Origin of the sequence: Acutalibacter caecimuris (assembly GCF_034335085.1) — a bacterium.
Classification (GTDB): Bacteria; Bacillota; Clostridia; order Oscillospirales; family Acutalibacteraceae; genus Acutalibacter; species Acutalibacter caecimuris.
On sequence record NZ_JAWXXJ010000043.1, the window covers coordinates 1 to 14,482 of the forward strand.

Here is a 14,482-nt window from a genome sequence, read left to right on the forward strand (position 1 = left end):
AGAACCCCCAAAACTCCCCCCTCCCCGCAGACTCCCCCTCCCTCTCCTTAATCCCACGCCTCCTACTCCCCCTCTTCTTTTTCTGCCGGTCAACTGCTTTCCCACACTACCACGCCACCTTACCCTCCCCCGTCGATTCCTTCCCTCGTTCCGTACTTTCTCAAACTACCACATCATCACGCCGATTTTCCGGCCGATGCCCCACCTCTTTATCTCACCACCCACCACTTTCCCACGCTACCACATTACCTCTTCTTTTTCCCTGCTGATACCTCCCCACCCAACGCTTTCTTACACTACCGTGTCACCGTGCTCCTCATCCTCCCGATGTCCCACTCCACCACCTCACCGTCTATAACTTTCCCACACTACTACATCACCACACCAATCCACCGCCCAATGTCCTCCCACCTCACTTCCAACTACTTTCTCAAGCTATCACACTGCTACACTATCTCGCTACTCCATCCGCCTCCACCCCAACGCCTCCCAAACGCCCCCCCAAACGCCAAAAGCAGCCGCCTTCAAACCTTCCGGTTCCAAAGCGGCTGCCCAAAATCATAAAACAATGCAAATTATTATATAACACAGCAAAACATCACACAATAAAACTTTTATAATCCCTCTAATACCTGCCAATTACCTGCCCAATACCTGCTTACTATCTGCCCAATACCCCGGCAGTATCCCCCCATAAACAGGTGGTAAAACCGGCGGTTCAGCCCTTTTTCCAAACAGGTGTTGGGTATTCGCCCTGCTGGGTCAAAGCGGCCAACGCGTCGGCCACTCCCTGCCGGTCCACCCGGTAGGTCACGCCGTACCACTTATCCCCGGTTTCCAGCACCCGCACGGTCGCCCGTTTCTGCTCCAGCATAGAATTAACCGCAAAAGGCAGGTAAAACTCCCCTTTTAAGGGGTTTTTCTCCAGATCTTCCGCCATAAACCGGGCAAATTCCTCTTCCAGCGGCCCCGTAAACCCTGGCGTAAAGCCCCAAAACTGCATCGAAACCGGCGTATCCGGGGCCAGCAGGGTCCAATTCTCCCCTTCATCCTCAGTATAGCCAATTTTCTTTCCGTCCAGTTTAGAGATTTTGGTACGTTCCACCACTTTTGTCAGCATTCCGCCGCTGGTTTCGCACACCCCGCGGGAAACCGTCCCGTTTTCCGTAACGGTATTCCCCACCTGGTACCCCACCATGCACAGGTCCATCCCGTCCCCATGCTCCTTCAAAAACCGGAAAACCTGCTCATAGGCCCGCCGGCCGTAAAAATCGTCCGCATTAATCACCGCATAGGGGGCGTCCCCGGCCAGCCTGGCCCCGGCAAGTGCGGCGTGGCCGGTCCCCCAGGGCTTTTCCCGTCCCGCGGGGATCTCCGACCCCGCCGGCACGTCCTCCATCTCCTGAAAAGCGTACACAATCTCCATAAAACCCGCAACCGGCGCCGAAATCTCCCGCTGAAACTCCTCCAGCATCTCCCGTTTGATCACGCAAATCACCTTGCGGAACCCGGCCCGCCAGGCGTCATACATGGAAAAGTCGATGATACGTTCCCCGCAGGGGCCCACCGGGTCGATCTGTTTCAGGCCGTTGCCGCCGTACCGGCTGCCCAATCCTGCCGCCATAATTACCAATACAGGTTCGCTCATAGTCCACACTCCTAGTCATTTTGCCGATTTTCCCGTCATTCGTACAAAAACCCGTGCAAATGCGCCCGTGCCAGATCCTCATCAAAGCAGTATATCCAGTTACCGCCCTCGTCCTTGCTCCCGTAGGCGTTCTCGTTCTCCCCAGGCAGGGTGATGCTCTGGGTTTCAAAGCCCCCCAAGGCAAAGGGGACCAACGCCGCCATATCCATGGCGTTCAGCGAGGTTTCGCAGTGGGGCATCATCCCGTGGGCAATACCCGGCCAGGCCAGTACGCTGCGCTGCTTGGCCCTGGCAACCAGCCCGGTCAGCACCCGGTGCTGGCGGCTGGTGCGGCCCTCGTCGCTGTCAATATACCGTATCCGCGCGTAAGCCACTGCCTGGTGGCCGTTCAACAACACCTTGCCCCCGGCATAGGTTCCGTCCACCATATTATGTGTACCGTCCAGGTCGTCAAAGTAGTCCTCATACTTTATCCCGGACTGTCCCCCATCCCGTTCCACCTCCTTGCTCAGGTTCCACAGGTTGCGGTTCACCTCCAGCATCTCCTCGCCGGTCAATTCCAGTTCCACGCCCCCAAAGGCGTCCACAATTTCCGCCATTTTGTAGAAATTCACCGTCACATAGTCCTCAATATCCAGGTGGAAGTTCTGGTTGAGGGTGCGCACGGCCAGTTCCGGGCCCCCGTAGGCATAGGCATGGGCCAGCTTGTCGTAGCCGTACCCCTCTATGTAGACGTAGGAATCCCGCATCAAAGAGGCCATTTTCATCGTATGGTTGCGGCTGTCCAGTGACAGCACCATCACCGCGTCCGAGCGCCCTTGGTTCTCCCAGTCCCGCGAGTCCAGCCCAAACAGGGCGATGTTCTTCACCCCGTCCACCCGCGCCCCCTGGTAGATACCTAAATCCCCTTGCAGGCTGTGGGTGCGCAGCCCCATGAACATATAGGCGGTTACCCCCACACCAGCCACAACCAGTAGTATCAGCACCAGCAAAATTTTCTTCCCGGCCCCCATCCGCCGCCGGGCACGCCGGGGCTGCGGAGGCCGGGCCGGCCGCCGGGCCATCCGCGCCTTGTCGTTGCTGCGCCGCTTTTCCGATGAGTAACTGGATATATCCTCAAACTCCCGCAACGGCGGCATATCATAATAATAGTTGTCTTTCAGCGGCTCCCGCCGGGGCCGCTCTCTCTCTTTTTGTGCCATTTTCTTTCCTTTTCGGGTCGCCTCCGCCTTTTCTCATTCCGCCGGGTTCCCCTAGCCCTTCCCTTTGTGATGCTGACTCTTTCCCTTTTCAGGTCGCCTCCGGCGGCTTAAGAAACTTTCTGTAGAAAGTTTCTTAAGAATCTTCCAAGACTTTTATGCGTCCCTCCGCCTTTTCCCATTCCACCGGGTTCCCCTTAACCCATCCCTTTGTGATACTACATCTTTTCTTAAAATAACCCAAACAGAACGTTTGCAATCACAAAGCCTCTCATTTTATACAATTCCGCCAAAATTATCGCAAGCAAAAACAATAATTGTAAAACTCAGTGCAATCGCCAGCCCAAATCGCGGGCAATACGCCCCAAAACCACCAACCGTGTGCCTTTGCGCGGCACAAAAGCTTCGTCCACCTTTTCAAAGGTGGCGGGGTTTGGGGCAGCGCCCCAAGGTCCTGGCCTTACCCCTAAACAGCAGCCTTAGCCGGGTTGGGGCAGGTGATAATCCAGGTAAAGCCAAAGCGGTCCCGCACCAAAGCGCCGCAGCCGCCGTCATCGGGGGCCGGGTGGGGGTGCAAGGGAGAGAGAACCTCCCCGCCCTTTGCCAGCAAATCCAGGGCCTGCCGTGCCTCCTCCTGGTTGTCCAGGTGCACCATCAGCCGGATATCCGTGTTGACTGCTTGGGTATCAAAGGTATCGCCTGCAGCCAGGCGGGTGCTGCCCAGGGTAAATTCCACGTGCATCACCTTGCCCACCTGCTCCGGCGGGGCGCCGGCCCCCTCGCAGCAGCCCTCTCAAAACGCCAGATATGTGGTTATAACCTGTACCGGTTTCCTTCCATACTCCTTCCATTCCCCCTATTCTGTTTGCCCTTCCCCTTCCTGGCCGCTGTACTCATCCCAGTAGGGCGAACCCTCCTCAAAGATAAAGGCGCTAATGCGCTTAGAGGCCTGTTCCAGGTCATACACTAGGTCATAGTTAATATCCTGTAGGTCTGTTTCAAAGTTTATATCCGGCACAGATATTTTCTGTACGGTCATATCCGTGGCCAGAATCGGCACCATTTTCAGGATATCGTCCAACTCCAAGTTGGTTTCGCAGTAGGGCATCAGCTTTTTGATCAGGGCGGGGTAGTCTGTCACGCTCAGCAGCTTGACCCGCTGGATCAGGCCTGTCAGCACCTTCTGCTGGCGCTCTACCCGGCCAAAGTCGTCGCCAATATTGCGGATACGCCCATAGGACACCGCCTGGTTGCCGTTAAGCAAGTAGGTGTCCACCTCAGCGGTGGCGTGCATATAGTCGCTATCCAATATATTGGGGTATTTCAGCTCGTCATAGGTGCCATTGCCCATGTCGATCTGTTTCTGCCGTTCCACCTCCCTGGAGAGGTTATAGAAGTTGGTGTTGATCTCCTCGATCTCATCGGCCGTCACCTCCATCTCCACCCCGCCAAAGGCGTCCACAATGGCGGCCATGTTCACAAAGTTGATGGTCACATAGTCCTCAATGCGCAGGCCGAAGTTCTGGTTGATGGTACGGATGGCCAATTCCGGCCCGCCGGTCACATAGGCGGCGTTGATTTTGGTGTTCCAGTCCACGTGACCCTCGGAAAAGCTGTCCCCCTCAATGCGCACCAGGCTGTCCCGAAGGATGGAGGTCATCTTGATGGCCCCGTGGCGGTTGTCCACCGTCAAAATCATGTTTACGTCAGACTGGCCCTCAAACACGCTGGAACGGGCGTCCAGGCCAAACAGGGCAATGTTCGTCACGCTGTCGTCTACCACCGCGTTCTCGTGAAAGCCCAGGCGTGCGGGGTCTTTGGTGATGCTGGTGGTGGTCAGTTCCGCAATCAGGTCGGTGGATATGTAGATCAACCCCGCCCCAAACAAGATCATAACCACGCACAAAAAGGCTGCAATCACCTGCAACACAGCCCGGCCCCGGTGGCCCTTGCGGCGTTTCTTTTTCTCTACCGGGGAATAGCTGGAAAAGTCCTCAAACCCCTCTTGTTCTGTTTTTCTGGTTCTGCCAGGCATATTGGCTCCTCCTGAGTTCTGCTATCTCTTCTGTATCGGAAGGCAGGCGCTATTTGCGGAACACAAACAGCTTGCTGAAAACGTAGTTCGCTACAATCACCGCCACGCTGGACACCACCTTCACCGCCTTGTCGTTGATGCACAGCAGGTCTACGCCCACGTACATAAACAGCATATCCATCACCAGCGACACCCCCCTGGCGGCAAAGAACTTGGCCATTTCCCCGGCAATACCCTTCAGGCCGGTGACCTTGCTCTCAAACACCCAGCGGCGGTTGGTCACATAGGCGAACAGGATGGCCAGTACCTGTGCCAGGAAAGTGGCCCCCATGTAGTGTAGCCGCAGCACGTCGGCCAGCAGCCAGTAGCAGACCCAGTTCACCAGGGTGGTCAGCACCCCGAAAAACACGTACAGGATCAGCTCCCGGTATTTTGTAAGCAGTGCCCGCAAGCGCTCCGCCTCCCATTTCCCCTCTGCCGCCGGGCAAACCGGTGCCAAAGGGATAGTATGCCCTAAAAGTTGGAATTTAGCGGCCCATACAGTATACAGCAAAATCCCCCGAATTGCAAGCCCTGTCAAGCCCCCGTGCCCCTGCCCCGCCGCTTTTCAAAAAGCAGGCAGGGCTTTTCTGTGGGCGGCCAAACGGGGGGCCCATCCTCCCGCCGCCTTTCAGCAGATACGGCAGGCCGGGATCCCCTGTCCACTTGCCGGGGGCCTATATCCTGCCTACCAGCCGGGGGTAGGGCCTTTTCCGCTTAAAGAACTCGTATACCGAGCAGCCCTTATCCACCAGTGTCACCACCGCGCCCTCCCGGTACCGGGGCGGGCGCAGGGTCAGCGGGAACATATGGGTGCGGATGATATCTGCCTCAATGCCTGTCAGTTCCAGTTCCCGTGCCGCGTTGCGCCAGGCAATCTCCGGGTGCCGGGACCAGTGCTTTTTATGGGCCGGGTCCCCGTCCTGGGCGTCATAGAAAAAGTAGTCGTGGAACAGGGCCCCCCGGGCCATCTCCCGCATATGGAAACGCAGTCGCAAAAACGCCGCGATGCGGCAACTGTAATAGGCCACCGCCACGCTGTGCAGCAGCCGGCAGGTGTTCCCGTGCTGGGGGTACCCGGCCATTGTGCCCAGGTTGGATGTTTCCGTCAACTCTTGGTAGCAGCCCCAAAAGCTTTGGGGGTCCCATTGGTATCTCATGCTGCATCATCCCTTTCAAAAATATAGCAAACCGGGGTATACCCCACCCTCAACTGATGATCTGGCAGACCTCTTTGGCAAAGGCCGCCGGATCCTCCAAGGGGGTACCCTCCAGCAGCAGGGCCTGGCCGTACAGCACCCGGGCGTACAGGGCCAACTGCGCCTGATCCCCCTGCAAGGTTTTCAGTTTCTGGAATACGCTGTGATCCGGGTTCAGTTCCAGCACCCGTTTGGCGTGGACTTTCTCCCCGGCGGGCATGGCGTTCAGCACCTTCTCCATCTCGCTGGAAAGGCCCCCCTGGGTGCTGATGCAGGCCGCATGGCTCTTTAGGCCGCCCCGCAGGGCTACCTGCTCTACCTTGCCCTCCAGGGCCTCTTTCATGGCGTCCAGCAGGGCCTTATTCTCGTCCGCCAGCGCCTGGGCCTGCTGTTTCTCCTCCTCGGTTTCCAGGTCCAGCCCCTCGGCGGTGATGTTCTTAAAGCCCTTTTCCCCATACTTATCCAACATCTTTAGGGCGAACTCATCCACATTATCCGTCAGGCACAGCAGTTCATAGCCCTTTTCCACCAGCGCCTCGGCCTGGGGCAGGGCAAGGATGCGCTCGGCGGTTTCGCCGCAGCCATAGTATATGCAGTCCTGGCCCTCTTTCATACGAGCCGTGTACTCAGCCAGTGTAACCGGTTTTTTCTCTGCCGAACTTACGAACAGCAGCAGATCCTGCAGCTCTTCCTTTTTCTGGCCATAGTTTTCATACACGCCGTACTTGACCTGTAGCCCGAAACTTTTCCAGAACGCCTCGTACTTCTCCCGGTCGTTTTGCAGCATGGCTTTCAACTCGGCGGCGATCTTCTTCTCCAGCCGCCCGGCAATCAGTTTTAACTGCCGGTCATGCTGCAACATCTCCCTGGAGATATTCAGCGACAAATCCTGGGAATCCACCAGCCCCTTGACAAAGCTGAAACAATCCGGCAGCAGGTCGGCGCATTTTTCCATAATCAGCACGCCGCTGGCATACAGTTGCAAGCCCTTCTCAAAATCCCTGGTATAGTAGTCAAAGGGGGCGGCTTTGGGGATGAACAGCAAGGCATTGTAGGTAGCCGCGCCCTCGGTGGCGGTGCGGATGACCCGCAGCGGCTCCTGCCAATCCATAAACTTTTCCCTGTAGAACCCGTTCAGTTCCTCGTCCGTCACCTCGCTCTTGGCCTTTTTCCAGATGGGCGTCATAGAGTTCAGGGTTTCGTCCTCAAAATAGGTGTCGTACTCCGGGTCCTTGCCGTCGGTACCGGTGCCCTCCTTCAGGCGGCTTCTCTGCATTTCCATTTTGATGGGGTAACGGATGTAGTCCGAGTAGCGCTTGACCAGGCCGCTCAGGCGGTACTGCTCCAAAAAGTCGCTGTAGTCCTCCCCCTCGCCGTCGGGTTTTATGGTCAGGGTGATGCGGGTGCCCCGCTCGCCCCAGTCGCTCTCGGTGATCTCATAGCCGTCCAGCCCCTGGGATATCCAGGCCCAGGCCTGCTCCTGGCCAAAGGCCTTGCTCTCTACCACCACCTTGCTGCTGACCATAAACGCCGAGTAGAACCCTACGCCGAACTGGCCGATAATGTCCACGTCCTGCGCCTCCCCGGCGCCCTCCTTCAGGTTCTCCTGCTTAAACTGCAACGAGCCGCTTTTGGCGATCACGCCCAGGTTGTTGTCCAGTTCCTCCTTGGTCATGCCAATGCCATTGTCGGTAATGGTCAGGGTGCGCGCCTCCTTGTCGGCGGCTATACGGATGAAAAAGTCCTCCCGGTTCAGGCCTGCCGCCCCCTGGTAGTAAAGCTTGTCTATGGCGTCGCTGGCGTTGGAGATCAGTTCCCGTAAAAAAATCTCCTTGTGGGTGTAAATAGAGTTGATCATCAGATCCATCAACCGTTTGGATTCTGCCTGGAATTGTTTTAGGGCCATCTTGCAAAACATCCTTTCTGTTACGCTTTCGTTCATGGGTCCATTTTGCCCGTACCGTACCGCTTTTTAGGTACACTCTGTTTTTATTATAGCACGTTTTGCGGGAATGTTCAAGATGCCTGTATGCAAGTTCATCCCGCCGCTTTTTGCCCTTCGGCCACTGCCCCTATCATAGATCCCCCCATTGCTGGCGCCCTTTCCAAAATAAAGAAAACCAGACCTACCGCCCGTCCCCCCGTGGGTGATGGCCCCGCAAATCCCCCCGAAAACCCCGGCGGGCCCCACCAAAAAAGTTTTGTCCACTTTTTCAAAAGTGGCGGGGTTTGGGGCAGCGCCCCAAGGTCTTACCCGCCCAAATCGCAGGCAATCGCGGGCAATAAGCCCAAAACCGTCAACCGCGTGCCTTTGCGCGGCACAAAAGTTTCGTCCACCTTTTCAAAGGTGGCGGGGTTTGGGGCGGTGCCCCAAGACCTTGGGGCTGGACGTTTTTCCCAGGATGTGCTATACTCAAGCTAAGAAAAACCTTTGGGAGGTCAGCAGCCATGAAAATGACGTTCCGCTGGTACGGCTCCGCCAGCGACAGCATCACCCTGGAGCAGATCCGCCAGATTCCCGGCGTCAGCGGCCTGATGGGCGTTTTAGACTACAAAGCCGCCGGCGATGCCTGGGAAGAGGAGGAAGTCCGGGCCTACATGGAGGAGGTCCACGCCGCCGGGCTGGCGTGCGAGGTCATCGAATCCGTCAACGTCCACGAAGACATTAAGCTGGGCCTACCCAGCCGGGACAGGTACATAGAAAACTACTGCCAAAGCATCCGCAGCCTGGCAAAATACGGGGTCAAGGTCATTGTGTACAACTTTATGCCTGTGTTCGACTGGCTGCGCACCGACCTGGCCCGTCTGATCCCGGAGGACGGCTCCAACAGCCTGTACTTTGACGAGGCCGAGTTGGGCGGCATGGGGCCCCTGGAGATCGTGCGCAGCACCATAGAAAACACCAACGGCTTTACCCTGCCCGGCTGGGAGCCCGCCCGGCTGGCCCAACTGGAAACCACCCTGGAGCGCTACAAGTCCGTAACAGACGAGGGCCTGTTGGAAAACTACCGGTATTTCCTGGACGGCATCATCCCCACCTGCGAGGCGTGCGGCGTGGTAATGGCCGTGCACCCCGACGACCCGGCCTGGCCTATTTTTGGCCTGCCCCGCATTGCCCACTCCCAGGCCGGTTTCGACAAAATCCTGGCCCTGCGGGACTCCCCCGCCCACAGCCTGTGCCTGTGCACCGGCTCCCTGGGCTCTGACCCCGAAAACGACATTCCCACCATTATCCGGCATTTTGGGGCGATGGGCCGGGTGGGCTGCCTGCACGTGCGCAACGTCAAGCACCTGGGGCACCGCCGGTTCCGGGAGGCCGCCCACCTGTCTGCCGCCGGCGATCTGGATATGTTCGCCATCATGAAAGCCATCCACGACACCTGCCCCGACGCCTATATCCGCCCGGATCACGGCCGGATGATCTGGGGGGAGAAGGGCCGCCCCGGCTACGGCCTATACGACCGGGCTCTGGGCGCCGCCTACCTGAACGGCCTGTGGGAGGCCCTGGAGAAAACGGAGGGCAACGCATGAAACTCACCTTAAACGGCATCCAGAATCCCGCCCCCTGGCAGGCGGCGGGCATCACCCTGCCGGGCTTTGATATAGGCAAAATGCGGGCCGCCACAGCGGCATCCCCCCGGTGGGTGCACTTTGGGGCCGGGAACATTTTCCGTGGGTTCATCGCCCGGCTACAGCAAAACCTGCTGGAACAGGGCCTGGCTGAAACGGGGATCATCGCCGCCGAAGCCTTTGACTTTGACATCATCACCCAAATTTATGCCCCCCATGACAACCTGGCCCTATTGGCCACCTTGCTGGCAGACGGCGGCATAGACAAAACCGTGGTAGCCTCCCTTGCCGAGGGCTTACGGGCCGGGGAGGCTTACCCCCAGGACATGGCCCGGCTGGTGGAGGTCTTTCAGAGCCCCAGCCTGCAAATGGTGAGCTTTACCATCACCGAAAAGGGCTACGCCCTCCGGGACCTGCAAGGGGAATTCCTCCCCGCCGTGCAGGCCAGCCTGGCTGCCGGGCCCGGCCCTTGCCCCCACATGATGGGCCTTACCGCCGCCCTGCTCTTTGCCCGCTGGCAGGCCGGGGCCACCCCTGTCGCCCTGGTCAGTATGGACAACTGCTCCCACAACGGCGAAAAGCTGCGGGAAAGCGTGCTGGCCCTGGCAGAGGGCTGGCTGGCCGGCGGGCTGGTACCCCAGGGCTTTGTGGACTGGCTCAAAGACGAGGGGCAGGTTTCCTTCCCCTGGACCATGATCGACAAGATCACCCCCCGCCCTGCCCCGGCGGTAGAGGCGGCCCTTTCCGCCCTGGGGGTGGAGGATATGGCCCCCGCCGTTACGGGCAGGGGGACATATATCGCGCCCTTTGTCAATGCCGAGCGGCCCCAGTATCTGGTAATCGAGGACCGTTTCCCCCATGGCCGCCCGCCGCTGGAGCAGGCCGGGGCCTATCTGGCCAGCCGGGAAACCGTGGATCTGGCCGAACGCATGAAGGTAACTACCTGCCTCAACCCCCTGCATACGGCCCTGGCCGTGTTTGGCTGCCTGCTGGGGTACCCCACCATTGCCGCCGAAATGGGCGACCCGGACTTGCGGGCCCTGGTGGAGCGGATCGGCTATAGCGAGGGCCTGCCTGTGGTGGAGAATCCGGGCATCCTCCGGCCGGAAACCTTCCTCCGGGAGGTGCTGCAAGAGCGCTTGCCCAACCCCTTTTTGCCCGACACTCCCCAGCGCATAGCCACAGACACCAGCCAAAAGGTGGCCGTACGGTTTGGCGAAACCGTTAAGCGCTACGCCGCCAAAGGCCAGGCCGGGGAACTGGTGGGCATCCCCCTGGCCATTGCCGGGTGGCTACGCTACCTGTTGGGGGTAGACGATACCGGCGCCCCCCTGTCTTGTAGCGCTGACCCCATGCTGGAAACCCTCCAGAGCCAGTTGCAAGGGGTACGGTTCGGCCAGCCGGACAGTGCCCCCGACGGGGCTTTGGCCCCCGTCCTCTCCAACACCGCCCTCTTTGGCATAGACCTCTGCGCGGCGGGGCTGGCCCCCAAAACCGGCCAAATGCTGCGGCAAATGCTCGCCGGCCCCGGCGCTGTCCGGGCCACTTTGAAAAGTTGGCTGGGATAAAGCTTTTTGCCTGCTGTATCGCGGCGCAGAACAGGTTTCCCGCAACCAAACTCACCCGGCAGTGGCGCACGGGCCTAGCGGCCCCAGCCAGAACGCAAACGATAACGGTTTTTTCAAGGGATTTCTGTGTGCCGGCGGCACACGTTCGGCAACCGGCTGAGCCGGCAGGCAAGGCCAGAGCCCCCTGGCGGAGTGTCCAAAGCGGAGAGTTTAAAAGCAAGGCTCCGGCACCAAATGGTAAAAGTTTGGTCCACCTTTTCAAAGGTGGTGGGGTTTTTAGGGGCAAAGCCCCTAAACCGCCGGAGGCCAACAATTCGTCATAAACTCTTAGTTTTGGGCACACCCGCCCCCTGGCCGCCGGAGGCCCAACACCACTTCAAGTTTATTTTTAGTTATAGAAAGGCGGCGTCAGCATGGATGAAACGCGGCTGATTGAGATCACGGACTTTGGAGCGCCGGAGTTGGACGTGTACGCCCGGCTTACGGAAAACCAGTTGGTAAACCGGGCCGACCCACAAAACGCCCTGTTTATTGGGGAGAGCCCTCTTGTCATTGGCCGGGCCCTGGACGCCGGCTGTGTGCCAGTTTCCTTCCTGATGGAGAAAAAGCACGCCCTGGGCAAGGGCCGCCCCCTGATCCAGCGCTGCGGGCCTGTGCCGGTATTCGTGGCCGAGGAGGCTGTGCTCTGCCAGCTTACCGGTTTCCACCTGACCAGAGGGATGCTGTGCGCCCTGCGGCGGCCCCCGCTACCCAACCCGGAGGCTGTGTGCCAAAACGCCCGGCGGGTGGCCGTGCTGGAAAATGTCATGAACCCCACCAACCTGGGGGCCATCTTCCGCTCTGCCGCCGCTTTGGGCGTCGACGCTGTGTTGCTTACTGCCCAGGGCAGCGACCCCCTGTACCGGCGGGCCCTGCGGGTCAGCATGGGCAACGTGTTTTTGGTGCCCTGGGCCTATCTGCCGGAAGAGGGCTGTTGGACGGCCTTTTTGGGGGCGTTGGGGTTCAAAACTGCCGCCATGGCCTTGCGGGAGGACTCCCTGGACATCGCCGACCCCCGCCTGAAACAAGAAAAGCGCCTGGCCATCGTGCTTGGCACCGAGGGGGACGGCTTAGCGCCCCAAACCATCGCCCAATGCGACTACACAGTGCGCATCCCCATGTCCAACGGGGTGGACTCCCTGAACGTGGCCGCCGCCAGCGCCGTGGCTTTCTATCAACTGACGCGGCAATGAGAGGTGTTCTGCCTGTAGGTAGCCGCCTGTTCAGCGCCCCCCGCCAGCCGTGAGGAACCGCCTATGGGCCCGCTGATGCTACCCTAACTTGGCAAATTCCTGGCAGGCAGCACCCGTTCCTGCCCGGTTTGATGGGAAGTGCGCTCCAAAACGGGATAGCACCATGAACCTCTTGCCGCAGCCGCACCCAAAGGCGGGCTATCGGTTTCTTCTTAATAGAAGGGGCGCCATATACTCCAGTCCCCCTTCCAGGCAAAGCAAAACCCCAAGAAACAGCCGTGTAAACCGTTTCTTGGGGTGTATTTGTTGAAAAGTGCTGGTGATTCCGATACAAATGCACACCCTTGCCGCATAGGGGGTGCAGATTTTTTTGTTGTCCGGGGTAAGGTGGCGAGGGGGTGTGCAGGACGGTTCCAAAGGGTGTGCAGATTCAATAGAATGGGGTGTAAGGTCCATATTACCCTTTGGCAGTGTTCAAATGTGTGTCCCTAAATACTGTTTATCAGGGGTATGATCCAATGATCCAAGCAAAACATATGTAGCATCATTTCTTTGAATTTACATATTGCGGGCAATCCTCACATCTGATTTCACAATCTTGCATCTCAAAAACTGAAGGACTTCTTTTTACGCCAATATACGGAATGTTCTTGCTGTGGCAAATATCTATTATTTTTCTTCTTTCCTCTGGAACCATTCGGTTACCCAGATAGACTTTTGAGATAGGGAAAAATTTTACATTGTAATCCGCTACGTTCTTACTACGCAAAGGAAGCAGTAATCGCCATTCATTTTGAAATGCCCAATCGATACTTTTTCGTAAAACGCCATGAGAATATATATCCCATAGGGTTTCTTTTGTCATACCCTTATCCTTTGCAGCAACAAGCCGTAGAGTCATATTCGGACGAACCTTACAATAAATCATAGGGAATAAATTGTAGTACACTTCTTTATAAGTTTCATCGTTAGGCAATACGGTGTATTCAACACAAAAACCATTGTGGAAATTAGCATATGCACCACCCCACATAAGTTGTGAATATGGTGTTGTGGCAAAGCAAACAGTCCGAAAAGTATTTTTTAGTTGAGAGATGTAATCTGAATATTCATCTTGTAATGCTTTTGATAGAGCTAAGCCGAAATCATGGGTGTTGCATAATTCTATGAGAATTTTTTGCTCAAAAATCTGATTCGTCAGTTGCTCAATTTCTGAGTCTGGCGTTTTTGTAAATACATTGTTAAGGTTGCCATTTGCAATATAATGCTCCCATAATGCCTTCACTAAAGCATCTCCAATTGCCTGGCTTGGTTGATCTGAATTAACTTCTATTCCACATCTTTTACAATATTCAATCAATCGCAGATGTTCATACGCAGGATAGTCAATATTAATATCCGAATCATATACATCGTCAAATGCAGTTGGACTTTGAAGGAAAACTGTATTATGCTCCAATGCTTGGATGGAGTAATTGATTTCTTCGCCATTTTCTTTATCTATGTCCTTTTTGTTAGGGTAATATCGATAAAGTCGTAGTGGCATATTGATTTTTGAACGAAAAGAGAACTCATCATAGCCCATGTTCTGTATTTCATTAAGATTCATGATTGCTCCATTTACAATACAGTATGAGGATGCAAATTCTGGAGCAAGCTGCTGAAAATTAGCTATCAAATTAGGTATATCCATATGATAATCTCCGTTGTTGGATTTCTATACACAAAGTGTATATTTGCATTATACCATTGACTTAAATGGTGTGCAACACAAAAAGGCCCGCCAACTCCAAATGAGTCAGCGGGCCATGTGTGTTCCTGTCAGTTATACCTCAATCTCCATCCCATTCTGGAAGGTGAACACCAGCCGCCCATCGCCGATTGGACGGCGGTACACTGCCAAGAGGCCGGAGAGAGTTGCCGTCCTAAGTAGCGGGAGATACACGTCCGCTCGAATGCGGCGTTGAAGGCTGTCTTGGTGACAGTCTCATC

11 protein-coding genes are annotated in these 14,482 nt (G+C 56.7%); 3 read left to right on the top strand and 8 right to left on the bottom strand.

Annotation, left to right across the window (positions count from 1 at the left end):
- Positions 1 to 718 precede the first annotated feature (718 nt).
- From U8U01_RS15955 to htpG, 7 genes are all read right to left on the bottom strand, one after another.
- The gene (locus U8U01_RS15955) at positions 719 to 1,648 is read right to left on the bottom strand and encodes a sugar phosphate nucleotidyltransferase (RefSeq protein ID WP_322176395.1); all 930 of its coding nucleotides are present in this window, start codon (positions 1,646 to 1,648) and stop codon (positions 719 to 721) included.
- Between the two features lie 35 nt (positions 1,649 to 1,683).
- Positions 1,684 to 2,850, bottom strand: a complete 1,167-nt coding sequence (locus U8U01_RS15960) for an LCP family protein (RefSeq protein ID WP_322176397.1) — start codon at positions 2,848 to 2,850, stop codon at positions 1,684 to 1,686.
- Between the two features lie 463 nt (positions 2,851 to 3,313).
- A complete protein-coding gene (locus U8U01_RS15965; protein ID WP_322176400.1) occupies positions 3,314 to 3,601 on the bottom strand; it encodes a VOC family protein in 288 nt (95 codons plus the stop codon).
- Positions 3,602 to 3,703: 102 nt separating this feature from the next.
- On the bottom strand, positions 3,704 to 4,882 hold the full coding sequence (locus U8U01_RS15970) for an LCP family protein (RefSeq protein ID WP_322176403.1): 1,179 nt from the start codon (positions 4,880 to 4,882) through the stop codon (positions 3,704 to 3,706).
- Between the two features lie 49 nt (positions 4,883 to 4,931).
- On the bottom strand, positions 4,932 to 5,333 hold the full coding sequence (locus tag U8U01_RS15975; RefSeq protein ID WP_322176406.1) for a GtrA family protein: 402 nt from the start codon (positions 5,331 to 5,333) through the stop codon (positions 4,932 to 4,934).
- A 265-nt stretch (positions 5,334 to 5,598) separates the two neighbouring features.
- Positions 5,599 to 6,081 carry an HD domain-containing protein gene (locus U8U01_RS15980; protein ID WP_322176408.1) on the bottom strand — a complete coding sequence of 161 codons (483 nt, stop codon included), beginning with the start codon at positions 6,079 to 6,081 and terminating at the stop codon, positions 5,599 to 5,601.
- A 49-nt stretch (positions 6,082 to 6,130) separates the two neighbouring features.
- Complete coding sequence (gene htpG, locus U8U01_RS15985; RefSeq protein WP_322176411.1) at positions 6,131 to 8,026, bottom strand: molecular chaperone HtpG; 1,896 nt, start codon at positions 8,024 to 8,026, stop codon at positions 6,131 to 6,133.
- A 542-nt stretch (positions 8,027 to 8,568) separates the two neighbouring features.
- Here htpG and U8U01_RS15990 point away from each other — a divergent pair.
- From U8U01_RS15990 to U8U01_RS16000, 3 genes are all read left to right on the top strand, one after another.
- Positions 8,569 to 9,651, top strand: a complete 1,083-nt coding sequence (locus tag U8U01_RS15990) for a mannonate dehydratase (RefSeq protein ID WP_322176413.1) — start codon at positions 8,569 to 8,571, stop codon at positions 9,649 to 9,651.
- Complete coding sequence (locus U8U01_RS15995) at positions 9,648 to 11,258, top strand: mannitol dehydrogenase family protein (RefSeq protein ID WP_322176416.1); 1,611 nt, start codon at positions 9,648 to 9,650, stop codon at positions 11,256 to 11,258. The genes U8U01_RS15990 and U8U01_RS15995 overlap by 4 nt, the downstream gene beginning before the upstream one ends.
- 413 nt (positions 11,259 to 11,671) lie before the next feature.
- Entirely contained in the window at positions 11,672 to 12,490 is an 819-nt protein-coding gene (locus U8U01_RS16000; protein WP_322176419.1) for a TrmH family RNA methyltransferase, read from the top strand.
- Positions 12,491 to 13,034: 544 nt separating this feature from the next.
- On the opposite strand, the gene U8U01_RS16005 is transcribed toward U8U01_RS16000, so the two are convergent.
- Positions 13,035 to 14,183 (bottom strand): DUF2971 domain-containing protein, encoded by a 1,149-nt coding sequence (locus U8U01_RS16005; RefSeq protein WP_322176422.1) that lies wholly within the window; start codon positions 14,181 to 14,183, stop codon positions 13,035 to 13,037.
- Positions 14,184 to 14,482: the final 299 nt, after the last annotated feature.